At 44.0% G+C, this 19,701-nt stretch carries 17 protein-coding genes and 2 pseudogenes; 12 read left to right on the top strand and 7 right to left on the bottom strand.

Translation table 11 applies throughout. The features are described 5' to 3' along the window. Nucleotides 1-111 precede the first annotated feature (111 nt). The gene (locus AB4133_RS03190; protein WP_017071831.1) at nucleotides 112-711 is read left to right on the top strand and encodes a LysE family translocator; all 600 of its coding nucleotides are present in this window, start codon (nucleotides 112-114) and stop codon (nucleotides 709-711) included. Between the two features lie 136 nt (nucleotides 712-847). On the opposite strand, the gene ahpF is transcribed toward AB4133_RS03190, so the two are convergent. Both ahpF and ahpC read right to left on the bottom strand, forming a co-directional pair. Beyond that, on the bottom strand, nucleotides 848-2,440 hold the full coding sequence (gene ahpF, locus AB4133_RS03185; RefSeq protein WP_017065983.1) for an alkyl hydroperoxide reductase subunit F: 1,593 nt from the start codon (nucleotides 2,438-2,440) through the stop codon (nucleotides 848-850). Nucleotides 2,441-2,638: 198 nt separating this feature from the next. Continuing rightward, the gene (gene ahpC, locus AB4133_RS03180) at nucleotides 2,639-3,196 is read right to left on the bottom strand and encodes an alkyl hydroperoxide reductase subunit C (protein ID WP_016798107.1); all 558 of its coding nucleotides are present in this window, start codon (nucleotides 3,194-3,196) and stop codon (nucleotides 2,639-2,641) included. 478 nt (nucleotides 3,197-3,674) lie between these two features. Between ahpC and AB4133_RS03175 the strand changes: the two genes are divergently transcribed. The 8 genes and pseudogenes from AB4133_RS03175 to AB4133_RS03140 all read left to right on the top strand — a co-directional run bounded on the left by AB4133_RS03175 (nucleotide 3,675) and on the right by AB4133_RS03140 (nucleotide 10,905). Continuing rightward, a complete protein-coding gene (locus tag AB4133_RS03175) occupies nucleotides 3,675-4,166 on the top strand; it encodes a VOC family protein (protein ID WP_010439712.1) in 492 nt (163 codons plus the stop codon). A gap of 303 nt (nucleotides 4,167-4,469) precedes the next feature. Next, nucleotides 4,470-5,846 carry a uracil-xanthine permease family protein gene (locus tag AB4133_RS03170; protein WP_372223958.1) on the top strand — a complete coding sequence of 459 codons (1,377 nt, stop codon included), beginning with the start codon at nucleotides 4,470-4,472 and terminating at the stop codon, nucleotides 5,844-5,846. Between the two features lie 379 nt (nucleotides 5,847-6,225). Continuing rightward, entirely contained in the window at nucleotides 6,226-6,651 is a 426-nt protein-coding gene (locus tag AB4133_RS03165; RefSeq protein WP_017068116.1) for a septal ring lytic transglycosylase RlpA family protein, read from the top strand. Nucleotides 6,652-7,128: 477 nt separating this feature from the next. Next, nucleotides 7,129-8,141, top strand: a pseudogene (locus tag AB4133_RS03160) (manganese-dependent inorganic pyrophosphatase). 354 nt (nucleotides 8,142-8,495) lie between these two features. Further along, complete coding sequence (locus AB4133_RS03155) at nucleotides 8,496-8,756, top strand: hypothetical protein (protein ID WP_372223956.1); 261 nt, start codon at nucleotides 8,496-8,498, stop codon at nucleotides 8,754-8,756. Further along, entirely contained in the window at nucleotides 8,738-8,881 is a 144-nt protein-coding gene (locus tag AB4133_RS03150; protein WP_258186473.1) for a hypothetical protein, read from the top strand. Before AB4133_RS03155 ends, AB4133_RS03150 begins: the two co-directional genes overlap by 19 nt. A gap of 383 nt (nucleotides 8,882-9,264) precedes the next feature. Further along, nucleotides 9,265-9,468 carry a pyrophosphatase gene (locus tag AB4133_RS03145; protein WP_102420170.1) on the top strand — a complete coding sequence of 68 codons (204 nt, stop codon included), beginning with the start codon at nucleotides 9,265-9,267 and terminating at the stop codon, nucleotides 9,466-9,468. Nucleotides 9,469-9,882: 414 nt separating this feature from the next. After that, nucleotides 9,883-10,905: a calcium/sodium antiporter gene (locus AB4133_RS03140; RefSeq protein WP_372223954.1), complete on the top strand. Its 1,023-nt coding sequence runs from the start codon at nucleotides 9,883-9,885 to the stop codon at nucleotides 10,903-10,905. Nucleotides 10,906-10,967: 62 nt separating this feature from the next. Here the strand turns inward: AB4133_RS03140 and AB4133_RS03135 are convergent, their stop codons facing one another. The 3 genes and pseudogenes from AB4133_RS03135 to AB4133_RS03125 form a co-directional block, all read right to left on the bottom strand. Then, complete coding sequence (locus AB4133_RS03135; protein ID WP_372223952.1) at nucleotides 10,968-11,099, bottom strand: hypothetical protein; 132 nt, start codon at nucleotides 11,097-11,099, stop codon at nucleotides 10,968-10,970. A gap of 418 nt (nucleotides 11,100-11,517) precedes the next feature. Then, nucleotides 11,518-12,768 carry a lipase family alpha/beta hydrolase gene (locus AB4133_RS03130; RefSeq protein ID WP_372223950.1) on the bottom strand — a complete coding sequence of 417 codons (1,251 nt, stop codon included), beginning with the start codon at nucleotides 12,766-12,768 and terminating at the stop codon, nucleotides 11,518-11,520. Nucleotides 12,769-12,925: 157 nt separating this feature from the next. After that, nucleotides 12,926-14,163, bottom strand: a pseudogene (locus AB4133_RS03125) (amidohydrolase family protein). Nucleotides 14,164-14,430: 267 nt separating this feature from the next. Between AB4133_RS03125 and AB4133_RS03120 the strand changes: the two are divergent. Then, nucleotides 14,431-14,919, top strand: coding sequence for a hypothetical protein (locus AB4133_RS03120; protein ID WP_372223948.1), 489 nt, complete (start codon nucleotides 14,431-14,433; stop codon nucleotides 14,917-14,919). Between the two features lie 99 nt (nucleotides 14,920-15,018). On the opposite strand, the gene AB4133_RS03115 is transcribed toward AB4133_RS03120, so the two are convergent. Next, a complete protein-coding gene (locus AB4133_RS03115; RefSeq protein WP_372223947.1) occupies nucleotides 15,019-16,785 on the bottom strand; it encodes an amidohydrolase in 1,767 nt (588 codons plus the stop codon). Between the two features lie 320 nt (nucleotides 16,786-17,105). Here AB4133_RS03115 and AB4133_RS03110 point away from each other — a divergent pair, with 320 nt between their 5' ends. Further along, nucleotides 17,106-17,624, top strand: coding sequence for a lipocalin family protein (locus AB4133_RS03110; protein WP_102321372.1), 519 nt, complete (start codon nucleotides 17,106-17,108; stop codon nucleotides 17,622-17,624). A gap of 94 nt (nucleotides 17,625-17,718) precedes the next feature. Here AB4133_RS03110 and AB4133_RS03105 read toward each other — a convergent pair whose 3' ends face one another. Beyond that, complete coding sequence (locus AB4133_RS03105; RefSeq protein WP_050634724.1) at nucleotides 17,719-18,333, bottom strand: TetR/AcrR family transcriptional regulator; 615 nt, start codon at nucleotides 18,331-18,333, stop codon at nucleotides 17,719-17,721. A gap of 236 nt (nucleotides 18,334-18,569) precedes the next feature. On the opposite strand from AB4133_RS03105, the gene AB4133_RS03100 reads away from it, so the two are divergent. Continuing rightward, a complete protein-coding gene (locus AB4133_RS03100; protein WP_372223945.1) occupies nucleotides 18,570-19,694 on the top strand; it encodes an efflux RND transporter periplasmic adaptor subunit in 1,125 nt (374 codons plus the stop codon). Nucleotides 19,695-19,701: the final 7 nt, after the last annotated feature.

The raw sequence follows: 19,701 nt of genomic DNA, 5'->3' as shown, positions 1-19,701 counted from the left end.
AAAAGTCTTGCTCAAATTTGGATTAATATTAGCCTATATAGCAATTTAATTCCTAGTCGAATCTGTAAACTCTCCCCCTATAAATACTTTACTTATTAGGAGTGAGAGGAAATGAGCTCTCAATTAATGCTGGCGTTCTTGCTATTTTCAACATCAATTGCAATTACCCCTGGGGCTGGCAATATCGCATTACTTGGGATTTCAAGTCGTTATGGATTTGCTGCGACTTTACCTTTTATCTCTGGGAACGCTGTTGGCATCATCATCGTATTGGCGGGTTCTAGTGTCGGTTTGGTGAGCCTATTTACCCTTTACCCAGAGCTATACAGCATTTTGAAATACGCGGGTGCGGCTTATTTGCTGTTCATGGCGTGGTCGATTGCGAATATGCAAATCGAAGAAAGCACCACTGACAATCGTTCAGGCTTTGTGTCGGGTGTGTTGGTGCAGGTGTTAAATCCTAAAGGTTGGATAGCGTCATTAACCGTGTTTTCGCAGTTCATCACTCCGAATGCAGATTACTTGATTCAAGTCGTGACCATTATCGCGGGTATGGTGATTACCGGTGTACCGTGCATGTTGGTGTGGGCGTATTGCGGCACCATGCTTAAAAAGCTACTGCAATCACCAAAACAGATGATGTTTGTGAACCGTTGCTTGGGCGGAAGCTTAGCGATGGTGGTTGCCTTTATGCTTTATCAACCGGCGTAAATCACAAAGAAAAAAACCACTCCTAAATCCATAGGAGTGGCGTCTAAATGTCGACTAAGTCGTTAACAGTAAAGAATTAAGTTAACAAATATTTAAGGAGCTTGAGTTAAAAGCTTTAAGCTTTTCAGTGTAAAGGTTAAGCGGTTTCAGCCTCTTTAACTGGAGCTGAGTTACGGATTAGGTGGTCAAATGCACCTAAGCTTGCTTTCGCACCTTCACCCATCGCAATGATGATCTGTTTGTAAGGTACGGTTGTTACGTCACCCGCTGCGAACACACCTTTCATTGATGTTGCGCCATGAGCGTTAATTTCAATTTCACCGCGTGGTGAGAGCTCAACTTTCGAACCCTTCAACCATTCGCTGTTTGGCATCAGGCCGATTTGAACAAAGATACCTGCGAGTTCAATCTGTTTAAGTTCATCGGTGTTGCGGTCTTTGTATTCCAGACCGGTTACACGGTTGCCATCACCAATCACTTGCGTTGTTTGTGCCATCTTGATGATTTCGATGTTTGGTGTTGCGTTCGCTTTGTCGATAAGCACTTGGTCGGCACGCAATGTGTCTGCAAATTCAAGTACGGTTACGTGTTCAACGATACCCGCTAAATCAATTGCCGCTTCGATGCCTGAGTTACCACCACCAATAACCGCTGTTTTCTTACCTTTGAATAAAGGACCGTCACAGTGTGGGCAGTAAGCGACGCCTTTATTGCGGTACTCTTGCTCACCCGGAACGTTCATTTCACGCCAGCGAGCACCGGTACTTGTGATAACCGTGCGAGCTCGTAGTGTTGCGCCGCTCTCTAGCTCAACGTGGATGTAGCCGTCTTCAGTGTCTTCTGCTGCAATGATGTTTGCAGCGCGCTGCTCAGTCATCACTTCAACACCGTACTCTTTTACGTGCTCTTCAAGGCTTGCCACTAATTTAGGGCCAGTTGTCGCTTTTACTGAGATAAAGTTCTCAATCGCCATGGTGTCCATCACTTGGCCGCCGAATCTGTCAGCAACCACACCAGTACGAATGCCTTTACGTGCAGCATAAATTGCCGCTGAAGAACCTGCAGGGCCGCCGCCGACAACCAATACATCAAACGGTGCTTGTTGGTTTAGGTTTGCTGCTTTCTTTTCCGCTGCGCCTGAATCAACCTTGTTAAGGATTTCAGCCAGTGACATACGGCCTTGACCAAATAGCTCACCATTAACGAATACACTTGGTACTGCCATGATGTCGCGAGACTTCACTTCATCTTGGAATGCTGCGCCGTCGATCATCGTTGTCTTAACCAGAGGATTAATCGCCGACATCATATTGAAGGCTTGAACCACTTCTGGACAGTTTTGGCATGAGAGCGAGATAAAAATCTCTACATTAAGCTCTTGATCGAGTTCTTTAATTTGCTCGATTACGTCCGCTTCAAGCTTGATAGGGTGACCACCACTATGAAGCAGTGCTAGAACCAGTGACGTAAATTCGTGACCCATTGGCAAACCGGCAAAACCGATCGCGGTGCCTTTCTCTTGGTTCACGACCTGCATGATAGGGCTGCGAGTGCTTGCGCTGTCATCGCGAGTCACTTCAATTTTATCGGTTAAAGACGAGATGTCATTCGCCAGATCTTGAAGTTTGTTCGCGGTGTCGCTGCCATCCAGGCTAAGCACTAACTGAACATTGGTTTTTAGGTTTTCTAGGTATGCTTTTAGCTGCTGCTTCATTGCTTGATCTAACATAATCGTGCCTGCTCTTAAATTCTGTGTCTTGGTATTGACCAATACCTTCTTGCTGAAAAAGGAAAATAAAAAGGGGGCGCAAGTCGGCAAATATTGTGGTGTTGATGTTTTGAAAGGGTGGCGCGCGACTGCCCTTTAGGAGGGGGGCCGAAGCGCGCCTGTAGAACCGTTTAGCTATTCTTGTTAGCTAGGCTTAGATTAAATCTTGCCTACTAGGTCTAGAGATGGAGCTAGAGTCTCTTCGCCTTCTTTCCATTTAGCTGGGCAAACTTCACCTGGGTTAGCGGCTACGTATTGTGCTGCTTTAACCTTGCGTAGTAGGTCTTCTGCGTCACGGCCGATGCCTTCAGCTGTGATTTCCATTGCTTGGATAACGCCTTCAGGGTCGATTAGGAACGTTGCACGGTCTGCAAGGCCTTGACCTTCACGCATAACGTTGAAGTTATTTGTGATGTTGCCAGTTTGGTCGCCTACCATGAAGTATTCGATAGTGCCGATTTTGTCAGAAGTATCGTGCCATGCTTTGTGAGAGAAGTGAGTGTCAGTTGATACTGAGTAAACTTCTACGCCGCGAGATTGAAGCTCTGCGTATTTGTCTTGTAGGTCAACTAGCTCAGTTGGACATACAAACGTGAAGTCTGCTGGGTAGAAGAAGAATACAGCCCACTTGCCTTTAACGTCTTGCTCAGTGATTTCTACGAATTCGCCGTTTTTGAATGCTGTTGCGTTGAATGGTTTGATTTCTGTGTTGATCATGATTTGACTCTCTTTCTAATTTATAGTGTTTAACGCTATCCCGCGTCGATGTAGATATATTGCATTGCCACCGAAAATTAGTGAAATCGGACATTTCTATAGATTCAATAGGCAAATCCTATCTTTGATAGAAGAAGGCTATCGATAAAAGTTATCAACAAAAGCCATCAAAGCGGGCACCGCTCTATTTGGGTAGCTACGCTTTTTAGGTTGTTCTCTACATAAGGCTTATCTCTATTAGCGTGAGCATCTATTTATAGTGTGAGCATCTATGTATAGCGTGAACATCTATGTAGATACTGCTTCTTTAAGTGTTCTGAGATCTCATGGTTATCTATAAATAACAAAAAATTATCATTAATATAAATTATGATAATTTCAGTTAATCTTATTATCTCCATATACTCTCTCCATCGAAACGAAACACCGAAGCTACTCTTCGGAAAGCACAGAATTAAAAACGAATTTGGAGCAAGTTATGAAAATGAATCACGTAGGCATCATGGTGGGCGACATGGATAAAGCAGTCGAGTTTTACACTAAGGCTCTGGGTCTAAGAATCGTAATGAACAACACTAAGGTTATGGAAGAGCGTGAATCAGCAATCGGACGTATGTGTATCGCAGTATTTGGCGAAGGCTTCAAAGGCTTCAACATTGCACACCTAGTAACATCTGATGGTATCGGTGTTGAGCTGTTCGAAATGAAAGATCGTCAAGAGCGTCACGAAGTTGATTTCTCACGTCTAGGTATTTTCCACTTCTGTCTACAGCTTCCAAAAGAGCAGTTTCATTCAGCGATTAAACGTGTTGAAGAGTTTGGCGGTAAGGTCCGTATGGACATCATGCGTTACCACCCAGAAGACGAACTAAAACAAGCACAAATGGTTTACCTAGAAGACCCGTTTGGCAACCTGTTCGAATTCTACTCGCACACATACGAAGACACTTACGCGACTGACTACGAGTAATAGTGTTATCTACCTGTCATAAGGTAGAAAACCGAAACACCCCCTAAAGAGGATTGGTAGAGATACCAATCCTTTTTTTGTGTCTGCGATATTGAGTGGAAGGTTACGGATAAACCTGGTCAAAGGAGTGCTTTGTGCTCTTTGTTGCACTAAAACAAGCCGACAGTGTTGCTCTATAGTGCAGCACTGGCTAAAGATGAAACTTAACTGATTGATAAGTATGATGTTAAACCATTGGCATATATGTTGCTCTATTGTCTTTATGTAAATTGTATACAATAAAAAATACATAAAGGAAATCACATGGAACAGAACAGTGAATTGATCTACGGATTAGACGATCGACCATCAGTCAGAGCTGCCAGTTACGCAGCGTTGCAGCATGTATTAGCCAGTTTCGTTGGTATTATCACGCCCACACTCATTATTGGCGGTGTGCTTGGGTTGGGTGAGCACATTCCTTATCTGATCAGCATGGCACTCATGGTGTCTGGGGTCGGTACCTTTATTCAAGCGAGAAAAATAGGGCCAGTTGGCGCAGGGATGATCTGTGTCCAAGGAACCAGCTTTGCGTTCTTGGGATCTGTATTAGGTGCGGGCTTCCTTGTTAAAGCGAATGGCGGTGGGCCGGATGAAATGCTCGCCACCATTTTTGGCGTTTGTTTCTTCGGTGCGTTTGTAGAAATTGTCCTATCGCGTTTTATCGAAAAGTTGAAAGTGGTGATCACCCCAGTTGTAACCGGAATCGTTATCACCACAATTGGCATCTCTTTGATTAAAGTTGGCGTCACAGATATTGCTGGTGGCGTTGGTGCCGAAGATTTTGGCTCTGGAAGCAATCTGATGTTGGGTGCCATCGTCCTCGGAACCATAGTCGTGCTTAACCTGAGTAACAATAATATGGTTAGGCTGTCGTCGATTTTAGTTGGGTTGGTAGTTGGCTGGGGCGTTGCTATTCTGATGGGTAAAGCGCCAATGGTTTCTTTTGCATCTCAACCGCTATTGAGTATTCCTGTCCCATTTAAATATGGTTTCGCTTTTGATTGGCAAGCCTTCCTCCCTATTGCTTTTATTTACTTGATTACTGTTATTGAAACGACGGGCGACCTTACCGCCAACAGTATGTTCTCAGGGCAGCCAGTTAAGGGGCCAAAATACATCAATCGACTCAAGGCGGGCGTGCTAGGTGACGGTGTGAACTCGCTCATCGCAGCGGTATTTAACACTTTTCCAAATACGACCTTCAGCCAGAACAATGGTGTGATTCATTTTACCGGAGTCGCGAGCCGCTACATTGGCTACTTCATTGCAGCCATTCTTTTTCTGTTAGGGCTATTTCCCATCTTAGGCGCGGTATTAATGACGATTCCAAAACCTGTATTAGGCGGGGCGACATTGGTGATGTTCGGTACAGTTGCCGCAGCGGGCATCAAGATTATTGCAAATGAAAAGCTGGATCGCCGCAGAATCATGACGATTGCCATCTCATTAGGTTTAGGACTTGGAGTAATGCTAGTGCCTGACTTATTGAAAGAAGCACCCAAGCTAGCGCAAAGCATATTTGGCTCACCAGTAACCATGTCGGGCATCGCTGCGCTTGTGATTACCGGGTTGATGTCTTTGGTGCCTGAAACTAAAGCTAAGCCTGTGGCAAGTTCGGTACAAACCAGTAAAGCGTAACTTATACAGCCGAGAAGAAGCGTAGGTGACTGATTACGGACAATTGCGTTATCTACCTACCATAGGCAGAAAAACGAAACATCCCATAGAGAGGATTGGTAGAGATACCAATCCTTTTTTGTATTTGGATGTTTGGCTGAGTGACTTATCTACATGAAGTGATTAAGAAATATACAGATTTAAGACGTTGTTAAAGTTGACGTTTTGAAGATAAAACCTTTCATGAATATGACTGAAGCGAGCGTGCTTCATGAAAACATTGCGCAATCACACTAGTGATAGCCTTCGCTGAGAACTCATAATACTCAGTTCAATACTGCTGAACCGCACTACAATGAAAATAGATAAACATTACATGAAGAAGATCTACTGAAATAGCATGAAAAAACTAAACCTTATCTTTGCCGCCTTTCTTATTACTTTGCTTGCCGGATGCTCGTCACATGCGGCCGTCGATACTTCAAAAACAAAGGGCTATGCCAATTCACATGCGCTTGTGGGAGTGGCTTCTTGGTATGGCGATAAATTCCATGGAAAACTGACGGCAAGTGGTGAAACGTATAATAAAAACGCCTATACAGCCGCTCACAAAACCTTGCCATTTGGGACTATCGTGAGAGTGACCAATACAGCCAATAACAAGTCAGTCGATGTCAAAATTAACGATAGAGGCCCTTACGTAAAAGGCCGAGTGATTGACCTTTCCCACAAAGCATTTTCTCAAATTGGTGACGTTAAGAAAGGCGTAGTAAAAGTCAAAATTGAGATTATTGATGACAGCAACACCTTTCGATACAAACACTAGAATCCCCTCCTAACCTCCCCTTGGTGTACATCTCCGCTCCCTTACCAGCAACGGGAAGGGGAGGAAAAAAACCTCGATATCGGTGAATCAATAGCTCATTTATGCTTACTCAATAAGGCTGCTTTGTAGCCTTATTTGTGCCTTTCGATAATCCATTTTTAATAAGATTATCTTATTTCTAATATGTGGGTTGATGATGTTATGAGGTAAATAAATCAGTATCTTAGCTTTCTTATCATTAGGGTTCATTGAAATTTATTGTGAAATAATGAAAAGCTGAACTAATCCAAAATTGGTTGTGGCGGGCGTGTAATAGAAAGGGGGAGGTACAATTGATGGGAGAAGAAGACTCTCAAAGAGAGGGAAATTACATTTCGTTACTCACTGAAGTAAATCTGAAATATTAGTGACACGGTTCTGAAATTTTTGGTGTTTAGCTTATGGGCTTCTATATCGCATTCAAATAAGGAAATACCCGTGAAGCTAACCCCTGTCGTTGCAGCCCTAATTATGTCTTTTAGCTCAGCAAGCTATGCTTTCAGTCTTCAACAATCTGCCAATGAAAACAGTGAAGATCTCGTATGGACAGGGCACCTAAGCCCAGACAGCGACACGGTAATGTCTGCGATGCTCGCGGCTCATATCTATGGCGGTACAGCGACAGTACCAGAGCCTATCAATCCAGAATCCACCTTCATCTTGAACTACTGTAATGCTGAATCACCACGCGTAGAGACAGATTACTCTTCATACCGAGTGGGGCTGGTGGACTTCAATCAAGTCACTCAACTAGCACCAACTATCGACCAAGCATCGATTGTTGCTGTGGTTGATCATCACGCAATTGGTGGCTCACCGATTAACACCCCACAAATTGTCGAAATGGATATTCGAGGTTGGGGATCGGCTGCAACTATTCTGGCTGACAACGCTGAAAGCTGGATGTGACACTACCTAAGCACCTTGCTTGTGTAGGCTTAGGCGCGATCCTTTCTGACACTGTGGTATTCCAATCATCAACCACGACTGAGCATGATCGTGAATATGCTGAAAAACTGGCAAAAGTTGCAGGTATTTCAGATATCGAAGATTTCGGCCAACAGATGCTGATTGCTAAGTCGGATCTCAGTCATCTTTCTTCTGAAACCATTCTGACGCTGGATTACAAAAACTTTAAATACGGTGGCAAACAGGTGGGTATCGGTGTGGCTGAAACGCTAACGGCTCAGCAATTGATTGACCGCAAAGATGAGCTTTTGGCGGCTATGAAAGCCTACAAAGAAGAGAACGGGCTAGACTATCTGTTCTTCTCTATCACAGACACTAAGAACAAAGAAGCAAACTTACTTTGGGTGGATGAAAGTGACTACCAAGTCATCAAATCTGCTTTCAATGCTGAACCAACAAGCGATATGTTGACGCTAGAAGGTGTAACTTCGCGTAAGCGTCAGATTGGCCCTGCGGTACAGAAAGCCATTGAGAGTTTGTAGAGAATAAGAGCCGTTACTTTATAAATAAGTAGTGAAAGGATTGGTAGAGATACCAATCCCTTTTTGTTTTTGGGTCGTGTTGAACTGGATTTGGATAAAATTGAGTTGCGCTTTTTCTAAATTAACAAAGCTTATGGATAAGCCAGATCTAACATAGCTCTTTATGGCACGAACCCCCAAGGACATTCACGACCAACCACGTGAAAAGTTAGACTTAGAGCAGTCTTAAACAAGTAACCAATCCTAGTCGCGGCTTTCCATTATCGGTAAGTTAGCATTCATAGTTTGAACTAATAATACAGTGTTTTATTGTTTATAGTAAATCCCAGACAGAATGACTAACAGGACAATGAAATGACCTCAATCAAAACCATTGGTTTAACAGCTATCGCACTTGCACTTATGACAATTACTGGCTGTACCAGCTTAAAGGTAAAGGCTGCGAACGTATTCGTGTCTGACCCAATTATCACACACGCAGACCACGACCAACTTACCGAAGCCAGTTCGAAAATCGATGGTATCCGTTATACATCAATGACGACGACGATCATCACGACCAAAGAAAATGGCATGGTGAAGAACACGTTTGTCAGATGTACCACGATCGCATGAACAATCCAGAAACTGAGGGCCTGTCAGACATCGTCGGCAATGGATTGGCGCTGAACTACCAGATCGCTATTCGTGGTGTTGATGGTCAGTCCTATACTTGTTCTGGGCATGTAGATCCACAATAACAAAAAATAACACTGCGCTTTACTGGGTCTATTTCAAAATTTGGAAACGAATTTTTGTTTATCGCTGTTTGGTGAGCAATGTGCCTGTTTTTCACATTAGCTAGCTGTATTACTCGTGCCATACCTAATGAAACGTTTGAGGCACTTTCGAGATAGGAAGTGCCAAAGGTGAAAATTCATCCTACGAAGCTTCTGGACATAAATGAGTTTCGAAGAACCAAGTATTAGCAAATCACGAATTAGCATAAGTATGAAAAGTCACTAAGCTCACTGTCCAGTATTGTTTTTACACAAATCTGACATTGATGAATGCCATAAGCTATCGATATAAACATCAATATATTGTATTATTATATCCGTATTTATACTTATTAGGATTTTCTATGTTGATTCACGAATTTTCGAATAAGGACGTTACCGCTGAGCATGTAATTTTAGCTCAAGCAATACTAGCAGGGACTGCTCAAGGTGATAAAAGTAAAGCACAGCGCTTTATGATTTTTGTAAATGAGATTCCAGATGCGCCGACTGTGCAAAACCTGATTCCACGCTTTAGTCAATTTATGAAGCTCTTTAAAGCCAGCTGACATTCAAAATACGTTACACAGGGATGTGTAATTAAGATCACCAACTCCCCCCTAACCACTACCTACTTTTAAACTCTATCTGACCCTATGCTCGCTCTATATCTAGCCATTGTTGTCGGAGGACAATAGAGTTTGATCAATTTTAAAAACGTTTCTGGACAAAAGTGTGTCAACGGTTTTGCTAAATTAGCAAATTACGGATTAGTCTACGTACTGCAAATTGCTTTTCTAGCTCTATGCGTTTATAGTCTTCACCAGTTTGAGGGAGTAGCTATTTTGCTTTGCTAGCATTGCAAAAGGTTGTGTCAACATATTTGACCAGACGTCATGGTGCAACCAGTAGTTTTTAGTACCTACCCAGCGAGACTCGAACAACTTACACACTTTATGCGAGGGCTAAGTGTGGGGTTGTTCGTGTTTGTTATAAGCCCTCTGAATACTTATTCTATGACTGTTTTTTTACTCCCATCGTTAGCGTTATCAATCGGCTTAGTTTTAGTGGCATTCAGTGCAGATCGGCTTATTTCTGCATCTGCAACCTATGCCAAGCATTGCAACATATCATTGATTTTTATAGGTATGACTGTTGTTGCGTTTGGAACATCGGCCCCCGAATTACTCGTATCCGCCGTTGCTGCTTTAAATAATGCAGGAGAGTTGGCTGTAGGCAATGGTATTGGTTCTAATATTATTAATATTGGTCTTGTGCTTTCCATTGCTGTGTTAATGGCTCCCATCCAAGCTAACAAGCGCTTTATCAAAAAAGAGTTTCCGATATTGGCAGGATCAATGCTGATCTGTAGCGCACTGATGTCCACAGGAAAGCTAAATATTACAGACGGTCTATTATTGGTGATTTTTCTAGCCGTATACTGTTTCTATTTAGCTAAGTCCGTAAGACAAGGTGAGGTTTCTGAAGATGATCTCGAGTTCTTGCCATTAACTAAAAAAAGAGCGGGTTGGGAAAGTTTAGCCATGTTGCTACTGCTTTTAATCTCATCACGGTTAATGGTATGGGGCGCCGTTAACTTGGCGCAATTTGCTGGTTTAAGCGAACTTACCATTGGATTGACTATAATTGCATTTGGGACAAGCTTACCCGAGCTAGCCGCAGCGATTGCTGGAGTACGAAGAGGAATGTACGACATTGTATTTGCTACTGTAATCGGCTCGAATATTTTCAATTTATTGGGTGTAATCGCTATACCTTCGATATTAGGCAAAGAGTTAATCATTCCAGATCAAGTTTTTAGCCGAGATGTCCCTTACATGATTCTTTTAACAGTGGTATTAGGTGGCATGCTCACTGTTCCCTTACTTAAATCACAATCATCGAGTACGGAGCGGGCCGCTTACAGTATTCATCGCTTGGGTGGTGGTTTGCTATTGATGATATTCATATTTTATTTAGCGACAGTCGCTCATTCAATTATTTAGGCTTTTCAAGAACATGGTAGCAAAATCCTCCCACCTAGTAAGTTGACAGAGTTAACTCACTTTTATCCCCCTTCCCAACGGTTGCTGCTGTTGGGGGGATCTTTTCCAATATAGATCTTTCCATTCGGGCATGAGATCTTACTGTAAACAGATTCAGGTTCAACGTCACCTACGTGCATACCAGATTTTAGCATTAGAAATCTTTGGTCGATCTCAGCAAGCTAGTTTAGCGAAGAGCATCAACTCTAAGTAGAAAAGGGGCAAATCCGTGTTAGTCCTACTAAAAATCCCCTCCTAGCCTCCCCTTAATCAGTATCTACAATCCATTGTGGTTCGTAGAAAGGGGAGGAACTGAATACAGATCGTTACATGTGCAGTTACACATTCAGCGCTAAAGAAGGTTCTCCCCCTCGGTCGTCAATCTAGAGGGGGGATAAACTTAATTGGAGGGGGAGTTAGAGGGGGTGGGTGTTCGAAATCAGCCCGAACGCACAGGATATCAATGCTCTCAATTCAGAAAAACATTACGCTTCACCCAAAAGATTGGAATGCCTAAGCGTTCCAATTTTAATATCTGATTTACCTACGCCGCCTAGTGCACCGAATCATAAATCAATGTGCTTCTTCAGCTCTTAACCAAAACTCGGACAGGTCTTCAAAAAGGTCATCGTTATCTAAGATGCTCAAATGGGTTTCGTTGTAGCCGAGGATTTGTGACGCGTGGAGTTGGGCTGGGCGCGACAATTGGCTTGATAAATTGATCACACCATCGTTGCTGTTGGTATTAAATAGGTCGCCCGAGTTATAACCAAAGGCTAAAAAGTGGGGAATGTGAATCTTACTGCTGTCAATTAATAAGTCAGCGATAAATTTCCCGTCTGGATTTAAATCAACCCATGCCGGCATTACTACGGGAGAGTACTCGACCCCTTGTTTAGCAGACTCGACACCACCAAACGGCGAAGATATGGTGGCTACGCTGCTTACAAAATCGCATAGCTGCCCAATACGGCACTGGCGAAGACTGTTGGTGGCGACAAGCCCGCCCATACTATGTGCCACAACATGTAATTGTTGGATTTTGTATTCCGTTAACACCGTGTGCATGAGGTTATTCAGGCCTTTGGAGTTCAAAGCCAGAGACAAGCCTGAAGGATAGTTAAAGACCCAGATCTGATATTTAGATTGGTCGACTTTTTCAATCAGTGGGGCAAAATCTAACGCAGTGGCGTTGATGCCATGCACAAACAAGATCGGGATTTTGTTTGGGTCGAACTCTGACAGAAAGTAGAGCCCAGCGTTATCTTCGAGCAAAAAGGTCAGCGGCTGCCACATGCCGAGTTTGCCATTTTTTCTGTCAAAAGGTGGAGCTTCCAAGCTCACGACTGTGCCTATGTCGATCAAATCCAATTCGATTTTTAACAGTGAAGATAGTGAACGATCAACAAACGCTCTTGGGGCTTCACTCTCATTAACCGTTAGTGAGACTTCTATTGTTGATCTGTCTTGGTGATCACGTAGGTTGATTACACTGAAAGCTTCATCGGCTTGTAGGGTAAGGTCTTGATTCTTATCTTCAAAGATAAGTAGGTAGTGGTTGTTATTCGATACATGTAAGTGAATGCTGTCACTGTCTATGATGCCATCGTAGCCATCAACCTCGCCTTTGTTAATGTCTTTGATTTGTTCAATCACCACGGCAGAACTGGAGGCATGTTGATTCAAGGTAACCATGTATTGATTGGTTATGGAGTCGATGGCTTGTATCTCATTAGATAGATTTCTAAAGTTACCGCACCCTGACAGCAGTGAACTGAGTAATAGCACTGTGCTGATTAAGCGTGCAGTAAGTAATAGCTTCATTCTAATTTCATCCTTATCCCACCCCGATTTATCCATAAATCAATAACCTGAGTTTAATAGTAGCAATAAAACAGCGCTTAATAAAAAGGCAAGCAAACGACTATAAAGTTCGCTTGCTTGCCTGAGAGGTTTCATTACTTAGTGAGTATATTGAACACTAAAGCGTGTTTTTATATACCTTGCCGTCTTTCATGATCAGTTTTTGTGTCTCTGTGTTTGCCACACAAGCAACACTGTCCAGTGGGTTGCCATCGATGATCAATAGGTCGGCATACGCGCCTTCAACCACTTGACCAAGTTTGCCTTCTTGGTACGGGTGTTGATAAGTCGACATCTCGAACAAACGTCCACAGTTTGATGTCGCCATGCGAAGCGCGGTGATGGTATCGAATACTTGCTCAATCGCACCAAGTTCATTTAATTGTGTCGTATGAACGTTGGTTTCGCCCACACAGTCAGTACCAAAAGCAATGTTCTGAATGTCGTATTTCTTAATCAGTTCTGCCGATTTGAACATGGCTTTACCTACACGTTCTGTCTTGCGGTATGTCTCCTCATTCGGCAGCGGGATCTTACGCTCTGCAATCAATGAAGAGGTAAAGTAAGAAGGAATCACCCAAATGCCTTTCTCTTTAATTATCTCGGCAATGTCGTCGTCCATGATAGTCGCATGTTCGAATGACATCACGCCCGCTTCAGCGGCTCGGCGCAGCGACATAAGTGCCGTAATCTGAAGCGGCATCAACCGCAGCTTTCATCTCTTCAGATGTGAACTGCAATGTGTCTAGCGGATCAAACGTTGAAGATGCGCCACCACCCGCCATGATCTTGATTTGGGATGCGCCCATAAATAGCCGTTCGCGAACCGCTTTTAAGACTTCTGAACGACCATCTGCCACTTTCATTGCGCCAAGCTTCCTCATAGGTGAGTCTTCATGGCCGTTTGCTAAACGCTCTTGTGCTTGGTTTTGACGGTAATCGGAGTGACCACAGGTTTGTGAGATAGCTGCCATTGAAGGCAGAATACGTGGGCCAGTGGCATAGCCGTTGTCGATACTGGTTTTTAAGGCCAAGCGTGTTACCTGCTACATCACGAATGGTGGTAAAGCCACGCATTAACATCTCTTCAGAAATCTTTGCTGAGCGAATCGCCACTTCTTCACGCGTCATGGTATCAATGACATTGAATGGTGCAGATAAAGTGATATGAACGTGCGCATCAATCAGGCCTGACATGACCGTGCCACCTTGAGCATCAATCGCTTCATCGGCAATCGTTGGGTCAATCTCTCCAATCTGAGTGACCAAGTTATCTTCGATGAGGATCGATACGTTCTCGATTAAGTTGCTCTCAACACCGTTAAATACGTTCGCGTTAGTGATTAGCTTTTTCATAGTCTGCACCTTTTGGAAATGAGTGTGTGTCGCTGATGGAGTCATCTTATGGGGCGCAGCATTTAATGAATGGCCATTTGGTGACAGTGATGAATTGGGCGTGTTTTTGCTATTGCTATAAGAGAGGCAAAGGGGATTTTTGTCGAATCATTAATTTGAGGAATGAATGTTGGCGATGTCATGAAATGGTAAGTTTTGCTTCGATTCGAACGCTAAGATGTATTTCAAATCAAGGCGACTTATCAAATTAGATTAGAGAGAGACAGAATGACTAAATCAGACAAAGTTTACGGGTTCAACACACCACAACGTCTATTCGTAGGTTACACGTTAGCCGTGCTGGTGGACTTAGTAGTGCTTAACTTCTTCGATGAGTACTGGGACTTCGTCAACATTGAGTCTTTCACTATATCTTTGATTGCGGCGTTGTTGTTGCAGCTATTATTGAAGCTCTCTATTGGTTTAGAGCACAAGATTGCTGAACACTTCAAAAGCAAGCCGGGCACTGCACCTAAGGTGTACCGATCAATCACCACTTACATTATCTTGGTGGGCTCAAAATTCGTGATGCTAGAAGCGATTAACCTTCTGTTCGGAGATAAGGTGAGTTTTACAGGACCTTGGGGCGGCGTGGTTGCTTTCTTCGCTGTGGTATTTACGATTCTGGTTGCTGAAGTGATTGTATCGAAGATCTACTTTGCTCTGGATGACAAACAAGATTCACATGTGAAAGCGCTTAAAGAGACCAACGCGTAACAGAACTAAAATACAGATGTGAATAACAGACGAGCCAGTTGAATAAGCTGGCTCGTTTTCGTTTGAGTTGCGATAACCAATTCGATACGCGAATTGGCTCTATTTTTCGTAAACCACGTTCCCGCGTAACACCGTCATCAACACCTGAGTTTTGGCGATTTGTCTTGCTGACACTGTGGTGATGTCGCGGTCGAGAATGGCGAAGTCAGCGGATTTTCCTACCTCAATAGAACCTGTTACGTCTTCAATCCCAAGACTTTTGGCGGCATTGAGCGTGTAAGCGTCGATGGCGGTATAGATATCGGTTAGGCCGGTTTTGCCCATGATTAAGCTGTTCGCGATGCCGACCAATGGGTTGATGTCGTGTACGTTCCAATCACTGCTTAAGGTGATATTGGCGTCGGTCTTGAGTATTGCATCGAGGTTCATCATGGCTTTGGCACGGCGAGCACCAAGGAAAGCTTCGGCCCATTGGTGTTGATGCCTTGCAACGTAATCAGAGCCAACTTGGAAATCTGCAGTTACATCTAACTGGCGAAAGCGTGGCACATCTTCATCATTGATTAATTCGACATGGGTTAGGGTGTAGGGTTTGGTTGAACCTTGTTTGCGAATACTTTCTATCGCATCAAGAGATTCACGAACCGCTCCATCACCAATCGCATGAATGTGGGCGCTAAAGCCGATTTTCTCGAGCGCAGTTAACCATTCTTTCATTTGTTCTGGCGGAATATAGTTCAAGCCATTAGGAGACTGGGGTAGATAAGTATCTAAGTAGGGCGCGAGTGTTTTGGCGGTGCCATTGATAAAGATGCCATCACTGTACATTTTCACCTGATCGACAAGTAACAGATGGCTTTTATCGTCGGAATGCATTTTCTCAAAGACTTCTAATTGAGAAGACATCACCATCGATGGGTACACCCAAGGGCGTAGCGATACTCGCGCCGTTAAGTCTTGATTTTGCTCGGCCTCTAGCCAAACGTCATACCAACCTCGTTTCCAATACATGCGACCGTCGCCAATGGTGGTGATGCCGTGGGTTGCCGCTTCCTCAAGCCCGAACATTAAGCCTTGGTAGCTTTGCTCAAACAGTTCACTTTGGCTATTCCAAGCCATCTCCATCACTTGATCGCCAGCATTGTCTAGCAAGATGCCATTGAGCTTGCTGCTGTCTTGGTCTTTTAAATAAACACCGCCTTGTGGGTCTGGAGATTGTTGGCTGATTCGAGCGATTTTTAGTGCTTTTGAGTTGACCCACATCGAGTGTGAAGTCTGCTCCATAAGCACCACGGGGCGATTAGGGAAGACACTGTCGATGATCTCTAGTGGCGTGTAGTCAGAGTCGCTATCGAGCGTCGCTTCCAAAGAAAAACCATAGCCCATAAGCCAACCTCTGCCATCGGTATCAGCATTGATCTTACACGCTTCTAAGTAGGGGATTTGCTCTTCTAACGTTGCTTCAGAGTCGAGTTCACAATTGCCACCCAGCTCTGAGGCGGCTTCAAACACATGGTTATGGTTATCAATAAATCCCGGAAGGACAAAGGCATTGTCTAAATCAATGACATCAGTGCTTTGCCCTTGAAAAGTTTGCGCCTGTGATTGGTTACCAATGAAGATGATCTTGCCTTTGTGGGTAACGATCGAGTCCGACTCACGATGCCCGTATATATCAGCATTGATAAAGATCTGGTCAGCACTTTGGTTATGAACAGATGTTTGCGCTTGAACTGGTGTTTGTGTTTGAACTGCTGTTTGCGCTTGGGCAACGGTGTTGGCTTGTGCAAGCACCGGCGCTACGGCCGATAAGCTTGTGAGTAATGCTATCCATGCAGTACGTGGCAGAGTGAGCTTGTTATTCATTATTATGTCTTCCATGTTCCACGGTTTAGTAAGTATAGAAAGCGAGTGGCGAGAATCATATCGTGAATTTTTAATAATAAAGTGTCCTTGGTTGCTCTCTTGTTTGAATGTAATTCCAGTGCCTTTTGAGGTGGTTGTGGGAATACAGCTCGTCAATAAAGGATTGCGAATCCATTCGCAGACTAAACAATTCACATAAGGTTCTGAATAAATTACAGTTAAGTGAGCTATAAAAATGGATTTAACGTATTACCAAGGATGTAAGTTTATGTTTTCAAGAGACTTACTCGCATTACTAATAAAAACAAGTCGAGGTTAGGATGAAAAAAATATTATTGCTGCTTAGCGTGATCTTATTGGGTGGTTGTGTTGGCATGCCCGAAACGGTAAAGCCTGTTCAACAGTTTGAGTTGGAACGATACCTAGGGAAATGGTACGAAGTGGCTCGTTTGGATCACTCGTTTGAGCGTGGCTTAGACAACATCAGCGCTGAATACAGCCTTCGTGATGATGGCGGCGTGAAGGTGATTAACCGTGGTTATTCGGCGGAAGAAGGTGAGTGGAACGAAGCGGAAGGAAAAGCGTACTTCGTTGAGGGCTCTGAACAAGGCTATTTGAAAGTGTCTTTCTTTGGCCCTTTCTACGGCGCTTATGTCGTGTTTGAATTAGACAAAGAGGGCTACCAATACGCGTTTGTTTCTGGGCCCGACACTGATTACTTATGGCTACTCGCAAGAACGCCTGAAGTCTCACCAGAAGTGATGGAGAAGTTTAAAGCCATGTCGAAAGAGCGTGGCTTCAATACCGATGAGCTGATCGTTGTGGAACATACCCAATAAACCGATCGCTGTTATTGCTGAGAGTGACTGATGATTGATAAGGCACAGAGGATGAATTTCTCTGTGCCTTTTTTATTCAAAGATAGAGCTACAATTAACGAGGCTGGTTGCCGTTCAAGAATAGCGCGACACATTCGCGAGTGTAGTGAAGTCTTTCTTCTTCAGATTCTCCGCTGTCGTGTCCGAAGAATCCCCAATACGCCGATTTGCCGTGAAACATCAGCAACAGTTGGCGTGCTGCAATGACTGGCGAGCTTGATGTCGACAGTGTGAGATCACCAGAGTCTATTTTCGACTGCAAATAATCAGCAAGTAATTTGGTGGTTTTCTGAGGCCCAGTTTCTAAATAGATAGAGGCGATCTCTGGGTGCGTGTTGGATTGGCTCACAGCATTTTGAAAGGTCTGTCTGGACTGCTCATCAAGTAACAAATCTTGAAACTTCACACCAAACTTCACCAATTCGTCTTCCAAAGTGGCATTCATATCAAAAGCAGAAGGGCTGAGTTCGCGCTCGGCACACTTAGTTTGCATGCAGGTTTCGAAAAGCTCGTCTTTGTTTTTAAAGTGAGAGTAGACCGTTTGCTTGGAAACGTTCGCTGCTTTGGCTATTTGATCCATATTGATCTTGAAGCCATGTTCAGAGAAAAGTTGGCTGGCTGCGGTTAAGATCTGCGATCTCTTCTGTTCACTCTTGATGATTTTAGTCACGTGCTTGCTTCTCGTTACTTGGTGTTGGGTCGTTACCTAGCTTGTCTCTTTGCTTAGTGCCTATTGATACTCCGCTATAGGTGTCTCATTTGGCGCTAAGCATTATGCTTTTTGTGATGGTTTTATCAAACACTAACCATGAAACTTATTTTTAACATAATCAAACTAGACAGTCTAGTTTGGTTTGGTTAGTCTAAAAAAAGAACATAATTGAGTACCGCATAGGAACAGGAAGTATGTATAAATTGATGAAGGGAAGCGCAGTAGCAGTGGCGTTGTCGACTCTTCTTGTCGGGTGTGGTGAAAATACACAAGCCGAGACAGCATCCGATGCAGATAATGCTGCAGTGGAATCGAGTAGTGCAGCGTCGACAGTCTTAACAGTAGAAACTGTCGCTTTGGAACGCTCTCCATCGTATGCGGTACAGCGTGAATATGTCGGTGTGGTAAAGGCCGGGCAGCAGGCGAATTTGGGTTTTGAATTGGCGGGTAAGGTCAATGAGATTCTGGTGGATGTCGGTGACACAGTCACAACGGGTCAGCCATTGATCCGATTGGATACTCAACTTTTGGAAACCGAGTCTAGCCAACTGAAAGCGCAGGCTGAAGAGGTCAAAGCTCAATTGAGTTTGGTGGCAGCGAACCTTAAACGTCAACGTTCATTGAAAGCGAAAGGCTTCAGTGCCGAAGCGGAGATTGATTCTCTCACCAGTGAGCAACGCGTATTGCAGGCGAACTTGTTGCGCATCGATGCATCGGTAAAAGGCAACGAACTGAAATTGGTGAAGTCGACAGTGCTTGCGCCTTATTCTGGAACCATCGCGACGCGCTTTGTTTCGCTCGGAGATGTGGTGAATGTGGGTAATCCAACTCTTACACTGCTCGCTTCTGAGGGCAAAGAGGCCTTCATCGGTATTCCTGCTCACCAAATGCAAAAAGTCACCTCACTTTCTTCGCCTAACATCCGAGTTGGGAGAACAGATTATGCCGTGGAGCTATTGAATCCCGGCGCAATGGTCGACACCCAATCTCGCAGTGTCGGTTTGCGTTATTTGTTTCCAGAACAATCAGCGGTATTAGAAGGGCAACTTGCCTATCTGAAATTTGACGAACAGATTGACGACCAAGGCTACTGGGTGCCATTAACGGGTTTGATTGATGGATTGCGCGGTGTGTGGAACATCTTTGTGATTGGTGAAGACAACAAAGTTGAGCGCCGAAGTGTTCAAGTGTTGTTTGCTAACAATCAACAAGCGTACGTGAGTGGGGCGATTGAAGACGGTGAACAAGTGATTGCCAGTAGTTTACATCGTTTAGTTCCGGGACAAACCGTGAAGCCAGCAAGCGTTACTGCTGAATAGGAAATAG

It is taken from the genome of Vibrio sp. 10N.286.52.F8 (assembly GCF_041468745.1).
GTDB lineage: Bacteria > Pseudomonadota > Gammaproteobacteria > Enterobacterales > Vibrionaceae > Vibrio > Vibrio crassostreae_C.
This window is presented reverse-complemented; position numbering and strand designations above follow the sequence as displayed.

Coding starts and splice junctions, on each gene's coding strand:
- AB4133_RS03190 (WP_017071831.1), top strand. CDS start 112: ATGAGCTCTCAATTAATGCTGGCGTTCTTGCTATTTTCAACATCAATT.
- ahpF (WP_017065983.1), bottom strand. CDS start 2,440: ATGTTAGATCAAGCAATGAAGCAGCAGCTAAAAGCATACCTAGAAAAC.
- ahpC (WP_016798107.1), bottom strand. CDS start 3,196: ATGATCAACACAGAAATCAAACCATTCAACGCAACAGCATTCAAAAAC.
- AB4133_RS03175 (WP_010439712.1), top strand. CDS start 3,675: ATGAAAATGAATCACGTAGGCATCATGGTGGGCGACATGGATAAAGCA.
- AB4133_RS03170 (WP_372223958.1), top strand. CDS start 4,470: ATGGAACAGAACAGTGAATTGATCTACGGATTAGACGATCGACCATCA.
- AB4133_RS03165 (WP_017068116.1), top strand. CDS start 6,226: ATGAAAAAACTAAACCTTATCTTTGCCGCCTTTCTTATTACTTTGCTT.
- AB4133_RS03155 (WP_372223956.1), top strand. CDS start 8,496: ATGACCTCAATCAAAACCATTGGTTTAACAGCTATCGCACTTGCACTT.
- AB4133_RS03150 (WP_258186473.1), top strand. CDS start 8,738: ATGTACCACGATCGCATGAACAATCCAGAAACTGAGGGCCTGTCAGAC.
- AB4133_RS03145 (WP_102420170.1), top strand. CDS start 9,265: ATGTTGATTCACGAATTTTCGAATAAGGACGTTACCGCTGAGCATGTA.
- AB4133_RS03135 (WP_372223952.1), bottom strand. CDS start 11,099: ATGCTAAAATCTGGTATGCACGTAGGTGACGTTGAACCTGAATCTGTT.
- AB4133_RS03130 (WP_372223950.1), bottom strand. CDS start 12,768: ATGAAGCTATTACTTACTGCACGCTTAATCAGCACAGTGCTATTACTC.
- AB4133_RS03120 (WP_372223948.1), top strand. CDS start 14,431: ATGACTAAATCAGACAAAGTTTACGGGTTCAACACACCACAACGTCTA.
- AB4133_RS03115 (WP_372223947.1), bottom strand. CDS start 16,785: ATGAATAACAAGCTCACTCTGCCACGTACTGCATGGATAGCATTACTC.
- AB4133_RS03110 (WP_102321372.1), top strand. CDS start 17,106: ATGAAAAAAATATTATTGCTGCTTAGCGTGATCTTATTGGGTGGTTGT.
- AB4133_RS03100 (WP_372223945.1), top strand. CDS start 18,570: ATGTATAAATTGATGAAGGGAAGCGCAGTAGCAGTGGCGTTGTCGACT.